Here is a 21,597-nt window from a genome sequence, read left to right as displayed (position 1 = left end):
TCAGTTGTAATTACATCATTCCAAATGACTACCTAATAACATGTTAGAGAGATCGCGTTGAATAAAATCGCAATTATAACCGGCATTACCGGTCAAGATGGAGCCTATCTGGCACAGTCGTTGTTGGAAAAAAACTACACGGTTTATGGCACATATCGCCGTACCAGCTCGGTCAATTTCTGGCGTATAGCAGAGCTGGGTGTGGATAAGCACCCCAATATGCGTCTGGTTGAGTACGATCTGACGGATTTGGGTTCCAGTATTCGTTTACTGCAAAGCACCGAGGCGACTGAGGTGTATAATCTGGCGGCGCAGAGTTTTGTGGGGGTGTCGTTTGATCAGCCGATGACCACTGCGCTTATTACCGGATTGGGGCCATTGAATCTGCTCGAAGCGATTCGTATTGTTAACCCTAAAATCCGTTATTATCAGGCTAGCACGTCGGAAATGTTTGGTAAGGTGCAGGCGATTCCGCAAATGGAAGACACTCCTTTCTACCCACGCAGCCCATATGGTGTGGCCAAGCTGTATGCGCACTGGATGACGATTAATTACCGCGAGAGCTACGATATTTTTGCTACCAGCGGGATTTTGTTTAACCATGAGTCGCCGTTGCGTGGCTTGGAATTTGTGACTCGCAAGATCACGGATGCTGCGGCGCGTATTCATCTGGGCAAGCTGGATTGCGTGGAACTGGGTAATCTGGATGCCAAGCGTGATTGGGGCTTTGCCAAAGAGTATGTTGATGGTATGTGGCGTATGCTGCAGGTGGATGTGCCGGGGACTTTCGTGCTGGCGACCAATCGTACTGAAACGGTGCGTGATTTCGTGCGTATGGCATTTAAGGGCGTTGGCATTACGCTTGAGTTTAAAGGTTCGGCTGAAAATGAAACGGCTATTGATACCGCCACAGGCAAGGTCGTGATGCGTGTTAATCCCAAATTTTACCGCCCGACTGAGGTTGAGTTGCTTATTGGTGATCCTGCCAAAGCCAAAGCCAAGCTGGGTTGGGAGCCTAAGACTACATTGGAAGAATTATGCCGGATGATGGTGGAGGCCGATGTGCGCCGCATTAATGACGGGTTCTCGTTCTGATATGTCCACAAATAAACGCGCTTTGGTCACTGGCCTGACCGGTTTTACTGGTCGTTATGTGGCGGATGAATTGGCGGTGGCTGGGTTTGAGGTTTATGGTATTGGTGAACGTCTGTCTGCTTTACCACGTTATACTCAAGTTGATTTAAGCGACCGAGAGGCATTGCATGCAGTAGTAGCCAATGTGAACCCTCATGTTGTGCTGCATCTTGCTGGCATCGCTTTTGTCGCTGCGGATAGCGCGGAGGCATTTTACCGTGTGAATACCGTGGGTACGCGGAACCTGCTTGAGGCGCTGGCTAATGAGGCACCCAACGTGGAGTGCGTGCTGTTGGCCAGTAGCGCTAATGTTTACGGTAATGCTACCGAGGGGATGCTTGATGAGTCGGCTTTGCCGAATCCGGCAAACGACTATGCAGTGAGTAAATTGGCCATGGAATATATGGCACGCTTGTGGTTCGATCGGCTGCCGATAGTGATTGCGCGTCCGTTTAATTATACGGGTGTTGGGCAATCAGATGTTTTTTTGCTGCCTAAAATCGTGGGGCATTTTCGGCAGGGTGCAAAGCAGATTGAACTGGGTAATCTTGATGTTTTCCGTGATTTCAGCGATGTTCGCGCGGTTGTGAATGCTTACCGCAGGCTAGTCCAGATTTGTCCGGCTGGTGAGACTATCAATGTCTGTTCTGGCCAAAGTCATTCCTTGCGTGAAGTACTTGAGATGGTAGGGAAAATTGCTGGTTATGACATCGAGGTAAAGGTTAATCCGGCTTTCGTGCGTGCCAATGAAGTGCGCTCGTTACTGGGCTCTGCTGAACGCCTGCGTAGCATCATTGGGGCGTGGGATTCGCCGCCACTTAATGAAACGCTGGCGTGGATGTATCACCTGCCATCGCAATGAAGGTATTGTTTGGTGCGGATATCGTCCGCTACCCGCTAACGGGAATCGGCCGTTATGCTTATGAATTGGGGCGGCGTTTGCCGGGCGCCGCAGGCATTGAGCGCGTGCGTTATTTACGTGGTGGCAGTGTGCTTGACGGGCTGCCAGAGAGACCTGCCATCGGACGTGTTCAGCAAAATAATGCGCATTTGAGACGTGTAGTTGGCAGTTTGCCGATGTTTGCTGAGGTATATTTGCGTGTTGAGGCGCTTGCGCAAAAGCGAGCATTGCGTGATTTCAATGATTATGTTTTTCACGGGCCTAATTATTATTTGCCACCTCACCCTGGGCCTTGTGTAGCAACTTTCCACGATTTGTCCATGTTTTCGTGGCCTGAATGCCATCCTGCTGCACGCGTACGGCGCATGCAAAAAGAGCTGCCTAAAATCATGAAACGGGTTCAGGTATTAGTAACCGATTCCGAGTTTACTCGCCAGGAGGTTGCTGTTTATTTCAACTGGCCATTGAGGCGAATTGTGGTTGCTCCTTTGGCAGCATCATCCGATTATCGCCCTATGGATATTATTGAAGTGGCACCTGTTTTGTCACGATGGGAGCTGCATTTCGGGCGCTATTCGCTTTTTGTCAGCTCACTGGACCCGCGTAAAAACATAGGCATGTTGCTCGATGTGTACGAGAGGATGCCTCATGCTTTGCGGTTACGGATGCCATTGGTCGTGGTGGGGTTTGAGGGCTGGAAGAGCGAGGATACGATTGCACGGCTGAGAGCGGGTGAACGTGCTGGATGGGCGCGTTATCTTGGGTTTGTGGACGAGGCCTCATTGCCGGCTTTATATGCTGGTGCCCGTGTTTTCCTCTATCCATCACGTTATGAGGGTTTTGGTTTGCCTGTGTTGGAGGCAATGGCTGCGGGAACCCCGGTTATTTGCTCAAATGCGGCTTCTTTACCTGAAGTGGCTGGGGTTGATGGTGCCGTGCTTATTGCTGTCGATGATGCCGAGGCTTTATATGAGGCGTTGATGCGGGCTTTGGAAGATGACGTATGGTGCGCAGAAGCCCGTTGCCGTGGCTTGAAGCGGGCAGCTGAATTTTCCTGGGACAAAACTGTAGCCGCGACGCTCATCGCTTATAAGCTGGCCGGACAGTGAAAGGTGTTGCCGGTGTTGTCATAACGCAGCTTTATTTAGGTGTGGTTTTATGAGGGTGCTACATTTTTACAAGACTTCCTTCCCGGATACGATGGGAGGTATTGAGCAGGTGATTAATCAGATCGCCAGAGGTGCGCAGAAACTGGGTGTCAAAACTGATGTGCTTTCGCTCACGCCTGATCGTCATGCTCGCACAGTTGAAATCGATGGCTATCTGGCGCATCGTGCCAAACTTGATTTGCACATTGCTTCGGCAGGCTTTTCTGCTTCTGCCTTTTCGCGTTTTTCACAGCTGGCAAAGCAGGCAGATGTCATTCATTACCACTTTCCCTGGCCATTTATGGATGTAGTTCACTTTGCGACCAGGGTGAAAAAGCCAGCGTTGGTGTCCTACCATTCGGATATTATTCGTCAGAAATATCTGCTTAAGCTTTATTCTCCGTTAATGTTTAAATTTTTGGGTAATGTTGATCATATTGTGGCCGCCTCACCCAATTATCTTGCCAGCAGTCATGTGCTGAAAAGATTTGCAGATAAGGTTAGTGTGATTCCATATGGCTTGGATAAGTCTAGCTATCCTCACCCCTCGTCCGATAGATTGGCATATTGGCGTGAAAAAATCGGGCCGAAATTTTTCTTGTTTGTAGGCGTGCTTCGCTACTACAAGGGTTTGCATATCTTGTTGGCAGCGGCACAAGGCACTGATTATCCAATAGTGATAGTCGGTGCCGGGCCGCTTGAGCAGGAGTTGAAAGCGCAAGCGGCACGGCTTGGTTTGCGTAATATTTATTTTCTGGGACGCTTGCCTGATGAGGACAAGGCCGCATTGTTAAGTTTGTGTTATGGATTTGTTTTCCCTTCGCATCTGCGCTCGGAAGCTTTTGGCATCTCGCTGCTAGAGGGTGCAATGTATGGCAAGCCGATGATTTCTTGCGAAATTGGTACTGGTACGACCTTTATTAATATTGCGAATGAAACAGGGCTGGTTGTGCCGCCTGATGATCCAGTGGCATTCCGTCAAGCGATGCGTTATTTGTGGGAACACCCTGAGATGGCCGCGGATATGGGCAAGCGTGCCGAAGATCGATACTGGAAACAATTTACAGCGGATCAAATGGTGCAGTCGTATGTGGCGTTATATAGCGATTTAGTGAAGAGGTACCGTCAGTGAAGGTATTAATTACTGGCGCTTCTGGATTTGTCGGTAGTGCTATCTGTAGCAGATTAGCGGCACAAGATGTATGTGCGGTTGGTGCAGTTAGGAGCGTGCCTAAACACCAAATATCTGGGATGGAATACCGGATTGTAGGAAGTTTGAATGCTGGAACTGACTGGCTAGCAGCGCTGGCCGGTGTGGATATCGTTATCCACCTCGCCGCGCGCGTTCATGTAATGCGCGAGAATGCCGCTGATCCTCTGGCCGCATTTCGGGAAGTCAATGTGGCCGGAACCGAGCGCCTTGCGCGTGCTGCGGCAAGCAGTGGGGTGAAGCGGCTGGTCTATGTCAGTTCTATCAAGGTGAATGGCGAGCAGACTGCAGGCGTCCCTTACTCGGAGCTGGATGTACCTGCCCCGCAGGATTCGTACGGCGTTTCGAAATACGAAGCCGAGCAGGCGTTGCGTCAGGTGGCGCTTGAGACCGGTTTGGAAGTGGTCATTGTGCGGCCCCCGTTAATATATGGCCCCGGCGTTGGCGGAAATTTTCTTCGCCTGTTGAAGTTGGTGTCGTGGGGCGTGCCGTTGCCGCTGGCGTCGGTTCTCAATCGGCGCAGCATGATTTATCTGGGCAATTTTGTTGATGCGCTGATTACATGCGCGACGCATCCGGCTGCTGTGGGCAAGACGTATCTGGTGAGCGATGGCGAAGACATTTCGACGCCGTTATTGATGCAGTATATGGCGAATTTGATGGGGAAACATAGCTGGTTATGGCCGCTCCCGTCGTTTTTGCTGAAACTGGCCGGAAAGATGACAGGGCTGTCCGGTGAAGTTGAACGGCTGATCGGTTCATTGCAGATTGATAGCTCCGGGATTCGCCGCGAGCTTGGGTGGCTGCCTCCGTACTCCATGCAGCAGGGCTTATCGGAAACCGTGCGCTGGTTTGAACAAGCTGGCAAGTAGGGAATGGGAAAACAGGAAAACGGTATGGGTTATCGCGGCAAACGCATGATGGATCTGGTGGTGGCAGGGCTGGTGCTGATCATGGCGTGCGTCCCGATGATATTGGTGGCTATCATGGTTAAGCTGACGTCCCGTGGCCCCGTGCTGTACTGGTCGGACCGAGTGGGGCGAGACAACAAGCTGTTCCGTATGCCAAAATTCAGAACCATGCGGATAGACACGCCTGCGGTGGCGACCCATTTGCTGGGCAAGCCGGAACAATATCTGACATCCATAGGCGGATTTCTGCGGAAATCCAGCCTGGACGAGCTGCCGCAAATCTGGAGTATCCTTGTGGGCGATATGAGCCTGGTGGGGCCGCGCCCCGCATTGTTCAATCAGGATGACCTGATCAGTTTGCGCACGACAATGGGGGTGCAGCATCTGGTGCCGGGACTGACCGGCTGGGCGCAGATCAATGGCCGTGATGAGTTGCCCATTCCGCAAAAAGTGCAGCTGGATGCCGAATATTTGCAAAACATGTCATGGTCGCTGGATGTGCAAATCCTGTTGCGCACCGCATTCAAGGTATTGAAACGCGATGGGGTTTCTCATTAAAACGCATTGCGCTTCGGCTATTTGTTGATAGCATCAGCAGTAAACTCCAGTCCGCCTGTCAACGTCAGCGAGGCGCATCGACTAATCTATTTTGAGTGAGATATCTTCTGTGGATTTAGCACACACTTCCTTATTTCCGCGTACGCCGTTACTCAACGGCAGTGGCGTGGAGGCCACCCGTTCCGCCATCCGCGACTATTTTCATGCGACGTTTACGCGTTATGAGCAGCTGTTCGAGACGCTGGCCTGCGATGCGGCCTATTTCGAGAAGCCGATCAGCCTGCGGCATCCGCTGATTTTCTATTTCGGCCATACCGCGACCTTCTTTATCAACAAGCTGTTGCAGGCGGGGCTGGTAACCGAGCGCATCAACCCGCAATTCGAATCGATGTTTGCGGTGGGTGTCGATGAAATGAGCTGGGACGATCTCAATGACAAGCATTATCCGTGGCCGAGTGTCGCCGAAGTGCAAGCGTATCGCGATCAGGTGCGCGCGGCGGTGGATGCGGTGATTGCGCGTGCGCCGCTGAGTTTGCCGATAGACTGGCAGCATCCGTGGTGGACGATTGTGATGGGGATAGAGCACGAGCGCATCCATCTGGAAACGTCGTCGGTATTGATACGCCAGCAGCGGCTGGAATGGGTGCAGCCGCATCCGGCATGGGCGCCGTGCAAACTGACGGGCGAGGCGCCGCGCAACGAGCTGGTGAGCATCAGTGCGGGCACAGTGCGTCTGGGCAAGAGCCGGGCTGACGGCATTTACGGCTGGGATAACGAATACGGCGAGCATGTGGCGGAAGTCGCCGAATTTCAGGCCGGTCGTTATCTGGTGAGCAATCGCGAGTTTCTGGAATTTGTCGAGGCGAACGGTTATTGCACCGATGCGTGGTGGGATGAGGAGGGCTGCGGCTGGCGCCAGTTCAGCCGGGCGCAGCAGCCGACATTCTGGCACCGTGTAGGCGCTACCTGGCAATTGCGCCTGATGACCGAGCTGGTGGCAATGCCGTGGGACTGGCCGGTCGAAGTCAATTATCACGAAGCCAAGGCGTTCTGCAACTGGAAGGCGGCGCAGAGCGGACAGGCAGTGCGGCTGCCGACCGAAGACGAGTGGTATCGCCTGTACGATGTCAGCGGCGTGGCTGAAGTCCCGGCAAATTCGCCAGCGCCAGCCAATTTGCATCTGGACCACTGGGTCTCGGCGTGCCCGGTAACGCAGTTCGCGCATGGCGAGCTGTACGACGTGGTGGGCAATGTGTGGCAGTGGACGGAAACGCCGATCTATCCGTTCGCCGGCTTCGAAGTGCATCCGATGTACGACGATTTCACCACGCCGACTTTCGACGGGCGGCATAACCTGATCAAGGGCGGCTCGTTTATCGCCTGCGGCAACGAGTCGCGGCGCGATGCGCGCTACGCTTTCCGCCGCCATTTTTTCCAGCACGCCGGTTTCCGCTATGTGGTCAGCGATATCCCGGCGACTGTACCCAATGTGTATTACGAGAGCGATAAGCAGTTGTCGGAGTACGCCGAATTCCATTATGGCGACGAGTATTATGGTGTCGCCAATTTCCCCAGAACGCTGACGCAGATCGCCATTGCGGTGATGGCCGGTAAGCCCATGCGCAAGGCGCTGGATCTGGGCTGTGCCACCGGGCGGGCGACGTTCGAGCTGGCGCGGCAATTCGATGAAGTCACGGGTGTGGATTTCTCGGCGCGCTTTATCAATCTGGGCGTGCAGCTGGCGCAGACCGGCAGTATCCGTTACACGCTGGTGGACGAAGGCGAGCTGGTGTCATACAAGACCCGCGATCTGACGACGATGGGATTGGCGGCGGTGCGCGATAAAGTTCAGTTCATGCAGGGCGACGCATGCAACCTCAAGCCGATTTTGACGGGCTTCGATCTGATTCTGGCGGCCAACCTGATTGACCGCCTGTATGACCCGGCGCAGTTTTTGGCTAACGTGCATGAGCGGCTGAACCTCGGCGGGATATTGCTGATTGCTTCGCCTTATACCTGGCTGGAGGAGCATACGCGACGGCAGGACTGGGTGGGCGGTTACAAGAAAGACGGCGAAAACTTCACAACGCTGGATGGCCTGAAAGCCATGCTTGGCGAAAATTTCCGTCTGGTCGCCGCACCGCAGGACGTGCCGTTCGTGATTCGCGAGACCCGGCGCAAGTTCCAGCATACTTTATCCGAGGTGACGCTGTGGGAGCGGATTAAGTAAGCTGTTTTTTCCGCAATGCGCTAATATTACTCATTTTAGAGGTGTTCTTTCATGAAACCATCCGAAGCGCTAGGCATTAACAGAGACGACATTCGCCGTGTGGTAGCTGCGCATCGTGCGTGTAATCCGCGTGTCTTCGGGTCGGTACTCCACGGTGATGATGTTGAGGGGAGTGACCTTGATATCCTGATTGATCCGACACCGGAAACGACGCTATTCGATATTGGTGCGATCAGGTACGAATTGCTGCAGTTGCTTGGCGTACCCGTAGATGTGCTGACACCAAAGGCGCTACCCGAAAAGTTTCGTGCTGCAATACTTGCAGAGGCAGTGTCGATATGAGTCGTGACAAACAACGGCTATTCGACTACCTGGAGCACATTTTGCAAGCCATAGAGCGTATTGACCGTTACACTGACGATATGGATGAAGTGGCTTTCTTGCAGAGCGAGATGGCTCAGGATGCGGTGGTTCGTAACTTTGAAGTTATCGGTGAGGCCTGTCATAACATTGAGATGCATTTTTCCGAGTTTGCAGCATCTCATCCGGAATTACCTCTGGCATTCGCTTATCAGATGCGCAATGCGTTGGCGCATGGGTATTTCAAGATCGACTTTGAGATCGTTTGGAAAACCATTCAGAGTGAGCTTGCTGGTTTGTACGTTCAGGTGCAGCAACTGGTTCAGGATTTGTCGCACTAGTATGGCAGCGAATTCGCTGACTTTTGACTTCGACCGGATCATTTCCCGTACCGGCACCGCCAGCGAGAAATGGGACGGCCGTCAAGCCTATTTTGGCCGTGCCGACGTCACGCCGCTGTGGGTGGCGGATATGGATTTTGCCGCGCCGCCTGCGGTGACCGAAGCGCTGATCGCAAGGGCGCAGCATCCGGTTTACGGCTATACCGCGACTGATGATGCGGTGTATACCAGCCTGATAGTCTGGCTGGCTCAGCAATACGGCTGGCGAGTCGAGCGTGACTGGATCGTGCTGACGCCGGGCGTGGTGCCTTCCATTTACGCAGCGGTGCAGGCCATGACGCGGCCCGATCAGGGCGTGATCGTGCAGCCGCCGGTGTATGCGCCGTTCTTCAGTGCGGTGACGACCAATGGCCGGGCCTTGCTGCACAATCCGCTACGCCTGGAGCAGGGACGTTATCGCATGGATCTGGCGCAGCTGGAACACTGCGCGCAGCAGGGGGCGAAGCTGCTGCTGTTGTGTTCGCCGCATAATCCGGTCGGGCGCGTCTGGCAACGCGATGAATTCGACGCGCTGCTCGATATCGCCCGCCGTTATCGGCTGACGATTTTTTCTGACGAGATCCATGCCGATCTGGTTTATCCGGAATACCGGCATATCCCGCTGGCGACGCTGACGCGCGAGGGCGATGCCGTCATTACCGCCGTTGCGCCGAGCAAGACGTTCAATATCCCCGGCCTCGGGCTGTCGGCGCTGATCATTCCCGATGCCGGGATACGGCAGGCGATGATCGCGGCATTTGCCCGTCTGCATGTGCATAACAGCAACCCGTTCAGCCTGATTGCATTCACGGCCGCCTATCGGCATGGCGGCGCATGGCGCGATGCGCTGATGCTGTACCTGCGCGACACCCGCGATGCGGTGATGCAGTATCTTTCCGAACATATTCCCGGCATTCGCGCCATTGCCGCGGAAGGCACATATCTGCTGTGGCTGGATTGCCGGGAACTGGGCATGAGCGATGCCCAGCTGCAGGCCTTCTTCGTGCAGCAATGCCGGATCGGCATGAATCCAGGCCCCATCTTCGGCCAGGGCGGCAGCGGCTTCATGCGCCTTAATCTCGCCAGCCCGCGCGCCGTGGTAATGGAGGCATTGGCGAGGGTGGCGGCTGCATTGTCAGTGCCGGGTTAATTCGCCGGCTTCTTGCGCCAGCTAATCAGCAATACCCCGCTCAATACCAGTACCGCCCCCGCAATCTGCAAGCCGCCTATGGTTTCGCCAAGGAACAGATAGGCCATGAAGATGGTGGCGACAGGGCCGGCCGAGCCTATCAGCGCAGTGCGGCCCGGATTTATCAGACGGATGGCCGCCGACAGCATGAATACCGGCAAGACCGTTGAGAATATCGCCATGGCTGCACTCAGCACGTAAATTCGCTGCGGAAGCTGCAATGCGCTCAGGTCATGCGTAGCAGCAAAGTGGGCGAGCGTGACTGCGCTGGCGACGATCATCGCCAGCGCAGTGAAGCGTATCGTGCCTATCTTGCCGATCGCGTGCCCTGCACCTACCAGATACACGGAATAGCTCAGGGTGCTGGCAAATACCAGGCTGGCGCCGAGCAGCATATTGGCTGAGTGTTGTGCCAGATTATGGGAAAATACCAGCGCAATGCCGCTGTAGCTGATCACCAGTGCAATGATATGCCTGCGCGTAATCGAATGTTTGAACAGCGCCGCCGAGAGCAGCACGGTCATGGTCGGATACAGGAACAGGATCAGCCGTTCCAGCCCGGCACTCAGGTATTGCAGCCCCATGAAATCCAGCAGGCTGGACACGTAATAACCGATGAATCCCAGCCCGATAATCAGCAGAAAGTCATGCCGGTCCAGCGCTTTTGCATGTTGCTGGCGCGAACTCCAGATGGCTACGCCGATGAATACCGGCACGGCGAACGCCATGCGTAATGCCAGCAGCGTGATGGCATCGATGGGCGCGGCCAGATAGGCGAGCTTGACGAAAATCGCTTTGGCGGAAAAGCCGATCGCGGCAAATACGGCGAGTGTTACGCCCAGGCCAAACTGCGGAGGATGTTGTGTATGTGCCATGATCCTTTGCGGTGACTGCGGATAATGGCGTGAAGTAGGCTACACGGTTTCATCCGCAGCTACTTCTGTTGTTTAATGGGGAGATTAAATGGAAATAACTGCAGCGGCGGTTTTTGACCGCAGCCACAGCAGGGTATGTTTGAGCATGACGTGAAAAGTATTCATGGCTGAATCGTAAGGCGGGCGAGCGCTATTGTCAACTCGCATGACGCCGTCTTGAACGGGTGATGAAGTCGGGCAGCAACGAGCCGGTAATCATCCCGGTCAGGCTCATCAGCAAGCCGAACAGCTGCGGCGGCCAGGTGCCGTCCGGGTTGAAGATTTCCAGCAATATCCATGAGCTGGTACCGGCGATGATGGCGAATAACGCGCCCTGAGTGTTGGCGCGCTGCCAGTACAGGCCGAATACCAGCGGGATGAAGGCGGCGACCAGCGTGACTTTGTAGGCATTCTCGACCATGTGGAAAATGCTGGCGTTGGCGTGCAGCGCGTATGAGGTGACGATGATCGCGAATGTCACTACGACCAGACGCATCGCCAGCAGCAAATGGCGATCGCTCAAGTGGCCGATAAAAGGTTTGAGTATGTTTTCGGTAAAAGTGACTGACGGCGCCAGCAACGTGCCGCTGGCAGTGCTCATGATAGCGGAGAGCAGTGCGCCGAAGAACATGATCTGCGCGAATAGCGGGGTGTGATTGAGGATGAGGTCGGGCAGAATATGTTGCGAGTCGCTGGTCAACAGTCTGTTGACCATATCCGGATCGATCAGCGTGGCGGAATAGGCCAGAAAGATCGGGATGAACGCAAAGAGGAAATACAGCCCGCCGCCAAGCACTGCACCGCGTACAGCGGTGGTTTCGTTCTTCGCCGACATCACGCGCTGGAATACGTCCTGTTGCGGGATGGAGCCGAACATCATGGTGACCCAGGCGGCGATGAAGGCAAGCACGTCCGGGAGCGTGAGCGCCGGCCAGAATTCGAATTTGCCTGCGGCCTGGGCGTGATTGACCACATGCATGACGCCGCCTGCATCACTGCTGACTACCCAGGCGATATACAGCATCCCGAGCATGATGATGCTCATCTGGAAAAAATCGGTCAGCGCTACCGACCACATGCCGCCAAACAGGGTATAAACCAGCACGATGGCCGAGCCGATCAGCATGCCGTCATGGGCGGAAATGCTGCCCTGGCTGAGCAGCGAAAAAACCAGCCCCAGTGCGGTGATCTGGGCGGAAACCCAGCCCAGATAAGAGGCGACGATGGCGAGGCTGGTGAGCAGTTCCACGGTGCGGCCATAGCGCTGGCGGTAGTAATCGCCGATGGTAAGCAGGTTCATGCGATACAGCTTGCGGGCGAAGAAGAGACCTACTAGCACCAGGCACACGCTGGCGCCAAATGGATCGGCAACGATGCCTTTGAGTCCGTCCTGCAAAAAGGTGGCGGAAGTGCCGAGCACGGTTTCCGAGCCGAACCAGGTGGCGAATACCGTGGCGATGACGATGTAAAGCGGCAGCGAACGCCCGGCTACGACATAATCTCTTGCGCTATGCACTTTGGATGCCGCAAACAGTCCGAGCCCGATCGAAATCAATAAATAAAGTATGACAAACCAGATGAGCATGTCGAGTCCTTGGATTTAATTAAAAATGAAGGTTGATAAACTCGTATGCGGTTAACGCGATGCCGCCTGCCAATAGCAGGGCTATCAGGATAAGCAGGCGTTGCGTATTGCGTTGCTGTTGTAATAGTTGTTCGGTTTGCGCGCGTACTGCAGCAGCGTGGTCTTGTGCCAGATAGGCATGCGCCAGACGTGGAATTTGCGGCAGCAGCGTGGCCCAGCGCGGGGCTTCATTGCGGATGTTGCGCAGCGCACCGCGCCAGCCGAATTGTTCGTTCATCCAGCGCTCAAGGAAGGGTTTGCCGGTTTTCCACAAGTCCAGGTCCGGGTCGAGCTGGCGTCCCAGGCCTTCGATATTGAGCAGGGTTTTTTGCAGCAACACCAGTTGCGGCTGTATTTCCATATTGAAGCGGCGCGAGGTCTGGAACAGGCGTAACAGCACCTTGCCGAATGAGATTTCCTTCAATGGCCGGTCGAAGATAGGTTCGCAGACGGCGCGGATGGCCGCTTCGAATTCGTCCACGCGGGTATCGGCAGGTGTCCAGCCGGCATCGACGTGGGCTTGTGCGACGGCGCGGTAATCGCGCTGGAAGAAGGCGAGGAAATTCTGCGCCAGATAGTTCTTGTCGACTTCGGTCAGGGTGCCCATGATGCCGAAATCCAGCGCAATGTACTGGCCCTGCGCATTGACCTGGATATTGCCCGGGTGCATGTCAGCGTGAAAGAATGCATCGCGGAACACCTGGGTGAAAAAGATTTCCACCCCGTTCTGGGCGAGTTTGGGGATATCGACACCCATCGCGACGAGCTGGTCGAACTGGCTGATGGGCACGCCTTTCATGCGCTCCATCACCATCACCCCGGATTCGCAATAATCCCAGTACACCTCGGGCACGATGAGCAGGCTGGAATGCTCGAAGTTGCGGCGCAATTGCGAGCAGTTGGAGGCTTCGCGCATCAGGTCGAGTTCGTCGGACAGGGTTTTCCTGAATTCGCCGACGATCTCGCGCGGGTGCAGGCGCTTGCCGTCGGCGAACAGTTTTTCGATGAGAATGGCGGCCGCTTCGAGCAGCCCCAGGTCGTGATCGATGACTTTGGCGATGCCGGGGCGCAGCACTTTCACTGCGGCTTCGGTGCCGTCGCGCAGGATGGCGAAATGTACCTGCGCCATCGAAGCGCTGGCGACCGGCTCGGCATCGAACCGGGTAAACACCTGCTCCAGCGGTCTGCGGTAGATGGCTTCCAGCGTGGTGCGCACTTCCTCAGCCGGGAACGGCGGCACGCGATCCTGCAGGCGCGCGAGCTCATCGGCGATGTCCATCGGCATCAGGTCGCGACGGGTGGAGAGCATTTGCCCGAATTTGACGAAAATCGGTCCCAGCGTTTCCAGCGCGCGGCGCAGGCGCACGGCACGCGGCTCGGACAGGTCACACCAGAACAGCGTGGCTCTGACTAGCCAGCGCAGTCCGCGTACACGCTCGTGCCCGAGAAAAAACTCATCCAGCCCGAAGCGCGCAGATACCCATACAATGGTGAGAAGCCGGAAAATACGCATGAGTTTTAGAGAGCGGAGTCTGATTTGAGGCGTTGAGTGAGGAAGTCGATGCGTTTGTTCAATCTTGCGCTGGCGTCCCGCAGTCGATCGACTTCGGCGATGAATTCGTCGAGATGCTTGCGTTTGGCGATCAGCGTGATTTCCTCGTGAGCGTAATCGGTCAGCATGGCGGCACTGTCGGCCAGCGTGCGGCGTTGCCAGGCGATCAGGTTGCGCGCGATCTGCACCAGCTGATGTGCGGCGCTGTCGCCGATGAAGCGCGCCAGGTCGGCTTCGGCGTCCCAGTCCAGCGTCAGCAGGGTATTGCCGAAATCGGCAGCGAACTGGGTGTCGCCGCTGATATGGATATCATGCGTGGCGGCATGATCGCCTAACGCGATGCGCGCCGCGAGCAGCCCACCGAGCTGCATGCGAGCGTCGGCGCCGTCCTCATCGGCCTGCTGCAGGCGGCCTTCGTTATCGATGGCAAACGCGAATTGCAGCGGGAACAGGCCAATGGCGATACGCTTGCCGGCATGCCCCATCAGCCGTTGCCGGGCCCACGGTGCGCCATTCAGCAAATGGTTGAGCGTCGCAATGATGACGTAGCCGGACAGCATGTTAATACTTGTATCCCTTGTGCAGGGCAACAACGCCGCCGCTGAGGTTGTAGTAAGTGACCTTGGCAAATCCGGCATCGCTCATCATGGTCTTCAGCGTTTCCTGATCGGGATGCATGCGGATGGATTCCGCCAGATACTGATAGCTCTCTGCGTCCTTGGCGATCAGTTTGCCCATGACCGGCAGCAGCTTGAACGAGTAGGCGTCGTAAACCGGCGCCAGCGGTTTCCATATCTTGGAGAACTCCAGCACCAGCAGGCGCCCGCCCGGACGCAGCACACGATACATGTCGCGCAGTGCGGCATCCTTGTGCGTCATGTTGCGCAAGCCGAAAGCCACGCTGACGCAATCGAAATAATTATCGGGGAACGGCAGTTTTTCGCCGTCGCACTGCGCGACGGGTACTGCCTGGCCTTCGTCCAGCATACGGTCGCGGCCGACGGTGAGCATGGAGCTGTTGATGTCGGTCAGCCAGACCTGGCCGGTCGGGCCGACTTTTTTCAGGAACAACCGGGTCAAATCCGCGGTGCCGCCGGCGACATCGAGCACGCGGTTGCCGGGGCGTACGCCCGAGGTCTCGATGGTAAAGCGCTTCCACAGGCGGTGCAGGCCCATCGACATGAGGTCGTTCATCACGTCGTAACGTTGTGCGACTGAATGGAATACTTCGGCGACCTTACCGGCTTTTTCCGATTCGGCCACGGTTTTGAAACCAAAGTGTGTGCTGTTATCCATGTGCGGGCAATTCAAGTGAGAATAACGTGAATCATAACCGAGACCACGCAGAAATAAAAACTTTGGTCTGGACATTGTGAGGAGTGGCGAGCCTAACCCCCGGCACTTGCAATAAACGGCTGTGGCTGCTTCCTTCCGGACCTGACCAGGTTCACCGCCTTGCAATGCGGGGAGACCCGCCATGCTGTATTCTACGCTAGTCACGGGGACTGGCAAAGCGGTATAGTGCACAATTTACAAATGGATCGGGCAAAATGAAGATTTATTGGCAATCCGTCTTGATGGTGTGCTTGAGCATGCCGGTGCTGGGCCATGCTGCGACAGGGAACCTGTTCGACGATACCAGCAGTCAGATCAATAACAATGTCGAGGATGACGACAAGACATGGCAGGAATTGCCGGCGCCTTTGCCTGCATTTCCCAAGGATGAGAATCTGGTGCCGTTTTACGTGAGTGCGATCGCGAGCAATCGGTACATGATCGATAAATCCACACTCGATGTGGGTAAAGACGGTGTGGTGCGTTATGTGCTGGTCATCAAGACGCGCGGCGGTGCAAAAAATATCAGTTTTGAAGGCATTCGCTGCGAGACGCGCGAGCGCAAGATTTATGCGACAGGGCAGGATGGCGGCAGCTGGATGCCGGCGCGCGATAGCAAATGGCAAGGTATTTCGGGGCGCTCGGCGTTGTCGTATCACCGTGTGCTGGCAGACGAATATTTCTGTCCGGAGGGGGTGATTGTATGGAATCCGGCGCAGGCTTTGCATAACATTAAGGCGGGCCGGTAACGGATGCGGTGAAATTTTGTCGCCGGTAATTGTGGCTGTGCGCGGTTTAGGCTAAAATTCAGCATTACCTGCGCTGTAAATTCAACATGACTCGTTATATCTTTGTTACTGGCGGTGTGGTGTCTTCCCTGGGCAAGGGAATCGCCGCCGCGTCTCTCGCCGCGATCCTCGAATCGCGTGGCATGCAAGTCACCATGATGAAACTGGATCCGTATATCAACGTCGATCCGGGGACGATGAGTCCGTTTCAGCATGGCGAAGTATTCGTGACCGAAGACGGTGCCGAAACCGATCTGGATCTGGGGCATTATGAGCGCTTTACTCACGCCAAAATGTCCAAGCGCAACAATTTCACGACCGGACAGATTTACGAATCCGTGATCAAGAAAGAACGTCGCGGCGATTATCTGGGCGGTACGGTGCAAGTCATTCCGCATATTACCGATGAAATCAAGCAGCACATCCGCGACGGCGCTGCCGGCGCGGAAATCGCGATTGTCGAGGTCGGCGGTACGGTAGGCGATATCGAATCGCTGCCGTTCCTGGAAGCCATACGTCAAATGGGATTGCAGGAAGGCCGCAACAATACCTGTTACATCCATCTCACGCTGGTGCCTTATCTGGGCAAGGCGGGCGAGGTCAAGACCAAGCCCACCCAGCATTCGGTGAAAGAATTGCGCGAAATCGGTATTCAGCCCGATGTAGTGCTGTGCCGCGGCGACCGGCCGCTGCCGGATGAAGAGCGCCGCAAGATCGCGCTGTTCACCAATCTGGAAGCGAATGCCGTCGTCTCCGTGCACGACGTGGACAGCATTTACAAGATACCGGAAATGCTGCGCGAGCAAGGCATGGACGAGATCGTCTGCCGCAAGTTCGGCATCAATCCGCCGCCTGCCGACTTGAGCATGTGGAACGGTCTGGTCGAATCGCTCGAACATCCGCAGCATGAAGTCGATATCGCCATGGTCGGCAAGTACGTAGGGCTGACCGAGTCCTACAAATCCTTGTCGGAAGCGCTGATTCATGCCGGCATCCATACCCATACCAAAATCAATATTCACTACATCGACTCCGAACTGCTGGAACAGGATGGCGTGGACGCGCTGGCAGGCATGCACGCGATCCTGGTGCCGGGCGGTTTCGGCAAGCGCGGTGTGGAAGGCAAGATCCTGGCAATTCAATATGCCCGTGAACACAAAGTGCCGTATCTGGGCATCTGTCTGGGCATGCAGCTGGCGGTGATCGAATTCGCGCGCCATCGCGCAGGCATGGCCGATGCGCACAGCACCGAATTCGAACCGGCGACCACGCATCCGATCGTGGCGCTGATCTCGGAGTGGAAAGATGCTGCAGGGCAGGTGGAAACGCGTAGCGAAGATTCCAACCTCGGCGGCACCATGCGCCTGGGCGGACAGGCTTGCGAACTGGAAGCCGGCTCGCTGGCGCGTCAGGTCTATGGCGCGGATGTGATCGTCGAGCGTCATCGTCACCGTTACGAAGTGAATGGCGCATTGCTGCCGCAACTGGAACAGGCCGGACTGAAGGTGAGCGGCCATTCTGCTACTGACGGCCTGTGCGAGATGATAGAGCTGTCCGACCATCCATGGTTTATGGCGTGCCAGTTCCACCCTGAATTCACCTCTACCCCGCGTGACGGGCATCCCCTGTTCAAGGCGTTTGTTACTGCTGCCGTACAGCATCAAGGAGAGCAGGCATGAAATTATGCGGATTTGACGTTGGTCTGGATCAACCCCTGTTCCTGATTGCCGGACCCTGCGTGGTCGAGTCGCGCGAGATGGCGATGGATACCGCGGGTCAGCTCAAGGAAATATGCGCGGAACTCGGCATCCCGTTCATTTACAAATCGTCTTACGACAAGGCCAATCGCAGTTCCGGCAGCTCTTATCGCGGCCCGGGACGCGATGCAGGCTTGCAGATTCTGGCTGATGTGAAACAGGCCATCGGCGTGTCGATATTGACCGACGTACACAGCATTGATGAAATTGCCGAGGTGGCTGCGGTCGTCGATGTGCTGCAAACGCCGGCGTTCCTGTGCCGGCAAACCGATTTTATCCATGCGGTAGCCTGTGCCGGCAAGCCGGTGAATATCAAGAAGGGCCAATTCCTGGCACCGTGGGATATGAAAAACGTGGTGGATAAGGCCAAGACCGCCAATGGCGGCCAGGATAACATCATGGTATGCGAGCGCGGTGTTTCGTTCGGCTATAACAATCTGGTATCGGATATGCGTTCGCTGATGGTGATGCGCGATACCGGTTGCCCGGTGGTGTTCGACGCCACCCACTCGGTGCAACTGCCGGGCGGGCAGGGCAATGTATCGGGCGGTCAACGCGAATTTGTGCCGGTATTGGCACGCGCCGCAGTGTCGGCCGGGGTGGCGGGCGTGTTCGCCGAAACCCATCCCAATCCGGCATGTGCCTTGTCCGATGGCCCGAATGCATGGCCGTTGGGACGGATGAAGGAATTGCTGTACACATTAAAAGAAATTGATGCGCTGGTAAAACAGCGCGGCTTTATTGAACATACGATTTAACCGGGCGATGTCCCGGTTAGCAGACAAATGGAGAGGAAATAAATGAGCGTTATCGTTGATGTCATTGCCCGTGAAATTCTGGATTCGCGCGGCAACCCTACTGTTGAAGCCGATGTGTTGCTTGAGTCGGGCGTGCTGGGGCGTGCCGCAGTACCGTCGGGCGCTTCGACCGGTAGCCGCGAGGCGATCGAGTTGCGTGACGGTGATGCTGCACGTTATCTGGGCAAAGGGGTGCTGAAGGCGGTAGAGTTCGTTAATACCGAAATTTGCGAAGCCATCATCGGTCTGGATGCTGAAGACCAGCATTTTATCGATCAGACCATGATCGAACTGGATGGCACCGACAGCAAATCACGCCTGGGCGCAAATGCGATCCTGGCGGTGTCGATGGCGGTGGCACGCGCTGCGGCAGAAGAGTCCGGCTTGCCGCTATATCGTTATCTGGGCGGTGCCGGCCCGATGAATCTGCCGGTGCCGATGATGAACATCATCAACGGCGGCGCGCATGCGAACAACAATATCGACATGCAGGAATTCATGATTATTCCGCTGGGCGCTCCGAGCTTCCGCGAAGCTTTGCGTTACGGCGCCGAGGTGTTCCATGCGCTGAAGAAACTGCTGGACAGCCAGGGCATGACCACTACAGTGGGCGACGAAGGCGGTTTTGCGCCTAATCTGGAATCCAACGAAGCAGCATTGAAGCTCATTGTACAGGCGATAGAAAAAGCCGGTTTCGTACCCGGACAGGATATCGCCATCGGTGTGGACTGCGCTGCGAGCGAATTCTATCGCGATGGCAAATATCAGATCGAGTCGGAAGGCCTGGCGTTAAATTCCGAGCAATTTACCGACTACCTGGCTGCATGGTGCGACAAATATCCTGTCATCAGTATCGAAGACGGCATGGCGGAAGACGATTGGGCGGGCTGGGCTGTATTGACCGCGCGTCTGAAAAAATCCATCCAGCTGGTCGGCGACGATTTGTTCGTCACCAATGCCAGGATACTTGCAGAAGGCATCAGCCGCGGCATTGCCAATTCGATCCTGATCAAGGTCAACCAGATCGGTACCCTGTCGGAAACCTTTGACGCCATCGAGACCGCCAAACGCGCGGGCTATACCTCTGTGATTTCCCATCGTTCCGGAGAGACCGAGGATACCACGATCGCGGATCTGGCGGTCGCGACCAATGCATTGCAGATCAAGACCGGCTCGCTGTCGCGTTCGGACCGCATGGCAAAATACAATCAATTGCTGCGCATCGAAGAAGAGTTGGGTATGTCAGCGCGTTACCCGGGTCGCGCTGCTTTTTATTCCATCTCCTGATTTGATTGCCGAGGCTAAAGCGCGATGCGTTGGCTAACAGGCATATTGCTTGGCTTGTTGTTGCTGCTGCAGTATCCGCTTTGGCTGGGAAAAGGCAGCTGGCTTACGGTTTGGGATACCCAGCATCAGGTTGCGCAACAGCTGCAGATAAATGTCAAATTGACCAAACGCAACGCGGCGATGGATGCCGAAGTACGCGATCTGAAACAGGGATTTGGGGCGATCGAAGAGCGCGCCCGTACCGAATTGGGTATGGTGCGTAAAAACGAAGTGTTTTTCCAGGTGCTGGATGCGCCCCCGCCGGCCCCTGTCATGCCGTCTGCGATTCCTGTCGCCGAACCTACTGTCAGTCACGGAATGCCAAGATGAATTCATTGCAAATCAGTCTGATTGTTCTTGCCATCGTAATAATTGGCGCCATTGTTTTTTATAACTGGTTCCAGGAACGCAAATATCGTAAACAATCAATGGCGTTGTTTCGGCAGCAGGAAGATGTGCTGCTGCAACCGTCGTCACAGGCTGCTGCGGAGAGAATTGAACCCGTAGTCAGTGTGCCTGAGCCGGTTGTTCAGGCCGAACCTGAAGCCGAAGCGCTTGTCGCTGCCGAGGTGATGGAGCCGGTGGCCATCAAGGTCGAACCGCACATGGAGATGACCGCCGAATTGCCTCCGCCGCCGGTCGATCCCTTGCTGGAATACGTGATCAGCATCCAGGTTGCCGACGCCATTCCCAGTCCCGCGTTTGCGACGCTGATCGATAGCCAGCGTGATACGGGAAAACCGGTGCGCTGGTGGGGTTACGCAGGCAATACGGGAAGCTGGCTCGAGATCAGTCCGTGGCGCGAACAGGCATTTACCGATGTGGCGATCGTGGTTCAGCTCGCTGATCGCGCCGGTCCGGTGACCGAGAATCAATTGTTCAATCTCACTCATGAGGCGCAGCAGCTGGCCAGCCGTTTTAATGGCATCGCCAGCTGGCAGGATATCGCTCCGGTATTGGTCAAAGCCGCGAAACTGGATCAGTTCTGTGTGGATGTGGATGTGCTGATCGGCTTGAACGTGGTGAGCATCGATGGCGCTACATTTAATGGCGCCAGGATCGCCGAACTGGCGCAGGCTGGCGGCATGATGCTGGACAATGCCGGCGTATACCAGCGCCGGAACGATCGTGGCGAAGTCATTTATGCGTTATGCAATCATGAAGATACACCATTTTCGCCGGATCAGATGGCTAGTGTGCAAACGCACGGCATCACGCTGTTGTTCGAAGTTCCGCGTGTGGAAAACGGCTTGGCTGCATTTGCCGAACTGGCGCAGTTCGGTCAGCAGTTGGCAAACGCATTAGGCGGGAAACTGGTGGACGATAATATCCGGCCATTATCTCCCGCTGGCATCGAAAAGATCCAGACCCAGCTGGTGCATATTTATCAAAAGATGGAAGCGCACGAGATCCCCGCCGGCGGCCGACGCGCATTGCGCTTGTTTAATTGAACCTGGAAGCGGCAATTGCCGTTAAGGGATGC

At 55.6% G+C, this 21,597-nt stretch carries 21 protein-coding genes and 1 other RNA gene; 16 read left to right on the top strand and 6 right to left on the bottom strand.

All coding sequences use genetic code 11. The annotated features are described in order from the left end of the window. The first annotated feature begins 57 nt into the window (after window positions 1-57). The 10 genes from gmd (at window position 58) to CAP31_RS11760 (ending at window position 9,982) form a co-directional block, all read left to right on the top strand. Complete coding sequence (gene gmd / locus CAP31_RS11805) at window positions 58-1,095, top strand: GDP-mannose 4,6-dehydratase (protein ID WP_087447713.1); 1,038 nt, start codon at window positions 58-60, stop codon at window positions 1,093-1,095. Further along, complete coding sequence (locus CAP31_RS11800) at window positions 1,061-1,996, top strand: GDP-mannose 4,6-dehydratase (RefSeq protein WP_223247273.1); 936 nt, start codon at window positions 1,061-1,063, stop codon at window positions 1,994-1,996. The genes gmd and CAP31_RS11800 overlap by 35 nt, the downstream gene beginning before the upstream one ends. Further along, complete coding sequence (locus CAP31_RS11795; RefSeq protein ID WP_223247272.1) at window positions 1,969-3,144, top strand: glycosyltransferase family 1 protein; 1,176 nt, start codon at window positions 1,969-1,971, stop codon at window positions 3,142-3,144. Before CAP31_RS11800 ends, CAP31_RS11795 begins: the two co-directional genes overlap by 28 nt. Window positions 3,145-3,193: 49 nt before the next feature. Continuing rightward, window positions 3,194-4,315: a glycosyltransferase family 4 protein gene (locus tag CAP31_RS11790; RefSeq protein WP_087447711.1), complete on the top strand. Its 1,122-nt coding sequence runs from the start codon at window positions 3,194-3,196 to the stop codon at window positions 4,313-4,315. Continuing rightward, the gene (locus CAP31_RS11785; protein WP_087447710.1) at window positions 4,312-5,265 is read left to right on the top strand and encodes an SDR family oxidoreductase; all 954 of its coding nucleotides are present in this window, start codon (window positions 4,312-4,314) and stop codon (window positions 5,263-5,265) included. Before CAP31_RS11790 ends, CAP31_RS11785 begins: the two co-directional genes overlap by 4 nt. Before the next feature lie 3 nt (window positions 5,266-5,268). Beyond that, entirely contained in the window at window positions 5,269-5,862 is a 594-nt protein-coding gene (locus tag CAP31_RS11780) for a sugar transferase (protein WP_223247271.1), read from the top strand. 109 nt (window positions 5,863-5,971) lie between these two features. Continuing rightward, complete coding sequence (gene ovoA / locus CAP31_RS11775) at window positions 5,972-8,092, top strand: 5-histidylcysteine sulfoxide synthase (protein WP_223247270.1); 2,121 nt, start codon at window positions 5,972-5,974, stop codon at window positions 8,090-8,092. Between the two features lie 51 nt (window positions 8,093-8,143). After that, a complete protein-coding gene (locus CAP31_RS11770) occupies window positions 8,144-8,434 on the top strand; it encodes a nucleotidyltransferase family protein (RefSeq protein WP_087447707.1) in 291 nt (96 codons plus the stop codon). Next, window positions 8,431-8,793 carry a DUF86 domain-containing protein gene (locus CAP31_RS11765; protein WP_087447706.1) on the top strand — a complete coding sequence of 121 codons (363 nt, stop codon included), beginning with the start codon at window positions 8,431-8,433 and terminating at the stop codon, window positions 8,791-8,793. The genes CAP31_RS11770 and CAP31_RS11765 overlap by 4 nt, the downstream gene beginning before the upstream one ends. Window position 8,794: 1 nt before the next feature. Further along, window positions 8,795-9,982, top strand: a complete 1,188-nt coding sequence (locus CAP31_RS11760; protein ID WP_223247269.1) for a MalY/PatB family protein — start codon at window positions 8,795-8,797, stop codon at window positions 9,980-9,982. On the opposite strand, the gene CAP31_RS11755 is transcribed toward CAP31_RS11760, so the two are convergent. The 6 genes from CAP31_RS11755 to ffs all read right to left on the bottom strand — a co-directional run bounded on the left by CAP31_RS11755 (window position 9,979) and on the right by ffs (window position 15,588). After that, window positions 9,979-10,896 carry a DMT family transporter gene (locus CAP31_RS11755; RefSeq protein ID WP_087447705.1) on the bottom strand — a complete coding sequence of 306 codons (918 nt, stop codon included), beginning with the start codon at window positions 10,894-10,896 and terminating at the stop codon, window positions 9,979-9,981. The two genes, CAP31_RS11760 and CAP31_RS11755, sit on opposite strands and share 4 nt — an antisense overlap. Window positions 10,897-11,092: 196 nt before the next feature. Next, the gene (locus CAP31_RS11750; protein ID WP_087447704.1) at window positions 11,093-12,520 is read right to left on the bottom strand and encodes a sodium:solute symporter family protein; all 1,428 of its coding nucleotides are present in this window, start codon (window positions 12,518-12,520) and stop codon (window positions 11,093-11,095) included. Window positions 12,521-12,539: 19 nt separating this feature from the next. Further along, window positions 12,540-14,072 (bottom strand): ubiquinone biosynthesis regulatory protein kinase UbiB, encoded by a 1,533-nt coding sequence (gene ubiB / locus CAP31_RS11745; protein ID WP_087447703.1) that lies wholly within the window; start codon window positions 14,070-14,072, stop codon window positions 12,540-12,542. A gap of 5 nt (window positions 14,073-14,077) precedes the next feature. Next, complete coding sequence (locus CAP31_RS11740) at window positions 14,078-14,671, bottom strand: SCP2 domain-containing protein (RefSeq protein WP_087447702.1); 594 nt, start codon at window positions 14,669-14,671, stop codon at window positions 14,078-14,080. Window position 14,672: 1 nt separating this feature from the next. Beyond that, a complete protein-coding gene (ubiE, locus tag CAP31_RS11735; RefSeq protein ID WP_087447701.1) occupies window positions 14,673-15,407 on the bottom strand; it encodes a bifunctional demethylmenaquinone methyltransferase/2-methoxy-6-polyprenyl-1,4-benzoquinol methylase UbiE in 735 nt (244 codons plus the stop codon). 82 nt (window positions 15,408-15,489) lie between these two features. Continuing rightward, window positions 15,490-15,588: signal recognition particle sRNA small type (ffs, locus tag CAP31_RS11730), an RNA gene on the bottom strand. A 73-nt stretch (window positions 15,589-15,661) separates the two neighbouring features. Between ffs and CAP31_RS11725 the strand changes: the two genes are divergently transcribed. The 6 genes from CAP31_RS11725 (at window position 15,662) to CAP31_RS11700 (ending at window position 21,565) form a co-directional block, all read left to right on the top strand. Further along, window positions 15,662-16,195: a CNP1-like family protein gene (locus CAP31_RS11725; RefSeq protein ID WP_087447700.1), complete on the top strand. Its 534-nt coding sequence runs from the start codon at window positions 15,662-15,664 to the stop codon at window positions 16,193-16,195. 86 nt (window positions 16,196-16,281) lie between these two features. Then, complete coding sequence (locus tag CAP31_RS11720; RefSeq protein ID WP_087447699.1) at window positions 16,282-17,913, top strand: CTP synthase; 1,632 nt, start codon at window positions 16,282-16,284, stop codon at window positions 17,911-17,913. Beyond that, window positions 17,910-18,749, top strand: a complete 840-nt coding sequence (kdsA, locus tag CAP31_RS11715; RefSeq protein WP_087447698.1) for a 3-deoxy-8-phosphooctulonate synthase — start codon at window positions 17,910-17,912, stop codon at window positions 18,747-18,749. Before CAP31_RS11720 ends, kdsA begins: the two co-directional genes overlap by 4 nt. A gap of 42 nt (window positions 18,750-18,791) precedes the next feature. Next, a complete protein-coding gene (gene eno, locus CAP31_RS11710) occupies window positions 18,792-20,075 on the top strand; it encodes a phosphopyruvate hydratase (RefSeq protein ID WP_087447697.1) in 1,284 nt (427 codons plus the stop codon). A gap of 24 nt (window positions 20,076-20,099) precedes the next feature. Then, entirely contained in the window at window positions 20,100-20,444 is a 345-nt protein-coding gene (gene ftsB, locus CAP31_RS11705) for a cell division protein FtsB (RefSeq protein ID WP_087447696.1), read from the top strand. Further along, window positions 20,441-21,565 (top strand): cell division protein ZipA C-terminal FtsZ-binding domain-containing protein, encoded by a 1,125-nt coding sequence (locus CAP31_RS11700; protein ID WP_087447695.1) that lies wholly within the window; start codon window positions 20,441-20,443, stop codon window positions 21,563-21,565. Before ftsB ends, CAP31_RS11700 begins: the two co-directional genes overlap by 4 nt. Window positions 21,566-21,597: the final 32 nt, after the last annotated feature.

The organism is Sulfuriferula sp. AH1 (assembly GCF_002162035.1).
Taxonomy (GTDB): Bacteria; Pseudomonadota; Gammaproteobacteria; order Burkholderiales; family Sulfuriferulaceae; genus Sulfuriferula.
The sequence above is the reverse complement of the archived record's forward strand: the minus strand, read 5'-3'. Positions and strand labels throughout refer to the sequence as shown.

Coding starts and splice junctions, on each gene's coding strand:
- CAP31_RS11800 (WP_223247273.1), top strand. CDS start 1,061: ATGTGCGCCGCATTAATGACGGGTTCTCGTTCTGATATGTCCACAAAT.
- CAP31_RS11790 (WP_087447711.1), top strand. CDS start 3,194: ATGAGGGTGCTACATTTTTACAAGACTTCCTTCCCGGATACGATGGGA.
- CAP31_RS11780 (WP_223247271.1), top strand. CDS start 5,269: ATGGGAAAACAGGAAAACGGTATGGGTTATCGCGGCAAACGCATGATG.
- CAP31_RS11770 (WP_087447707.1), top strand. CDS start 8,144: ATGAAACCATCCGAAGCGCTAGGCATTAACAGAGACGACATTCGCCGT.
- CAP31_RS11765 (WP_087447706.1), top strand. CDS start 8,431: ATGAGTCGTGACAAACAACGGCTATTCGACTACCTGGAGCACATTTTG.
- CAP31_RS11760 (WP_223247269.1), top strand. CDS start 8,795: ATGGCAGCGAATTCGCTGACTTTTGACTTCGACCGGATCATTTCCCGT.
- CAP31_RS11755 (WP_087447705.1), bottom strand. CDS start 10,896: ATGGCACATACACAACATCCTCCGCAGTTTGGCCTGGGCGTAACACTC.
- CAP31_RS11750 (WP_087447704.1), bottom strand. CDS start 12,520: ATGCTCATCTGGTTTGTCATACTTTATTTATTGATTTCGATCGGGCTC.
- ubiB (WP_087447703.1), bottom strand. CDS start 14,072: ATGCGTATTTTCCGGCTTCTCACCATTGTATGGGTATCTGCGCGCTTC.
- CAP31_RS11740 (WP_087447702.1), bottom strand. CDS start 14,671: ATGCTGTCCGGCTACGTCATCATTGCGACGCTCAACCATTTGCTGAAT.
- ubiE (WP_087447701.1), bottom strand. CDS start 15,407: ATGGATAACAGCACACACTTTGGTTTCAAAACCGTGGCCGAATCGGAA.
- CAP31_RS11725 (WP_087447700.1), top strand. CDS start 15,662: ATGAAGATTTATTGGCAATCCGTCTTGATGGTGTGCTTGAGCATGCCG.
- CAP31_RS11720 (WP_087447699.1), top strand. CDS start 16,282: ATGACTCGTTATATCTTTGTTACTGGCGGTGTGGTGTCTTCCCTGGGC.
- kdsA (WP_087447698.1), top strand. CDS start 17,910: ATGAAATTATGCGGATTTGACGTTGGTCTGGATCAACCCCTGTTCCTG.
- eno (WP_087447697.1), top strand. CDS start 18,792: ATGAGCGTTATCGTTGATGTCATTGCCCGTGAAATTCTGGATTCGCGC.
- ftsB (WP_087447696.1), top strand. CDS start 20,100: ATGCGTTGGCTAACAGGCATATTGCTTGGCTTGTTGTTGCTGCTGCAG.
- CAP31_RS11700 (WP_087447695.1), top strand. CDS start 20,441: ATGAATTCATTGCAAATCAGTCTGATTGTTCTTGCCATCGTAATAATT.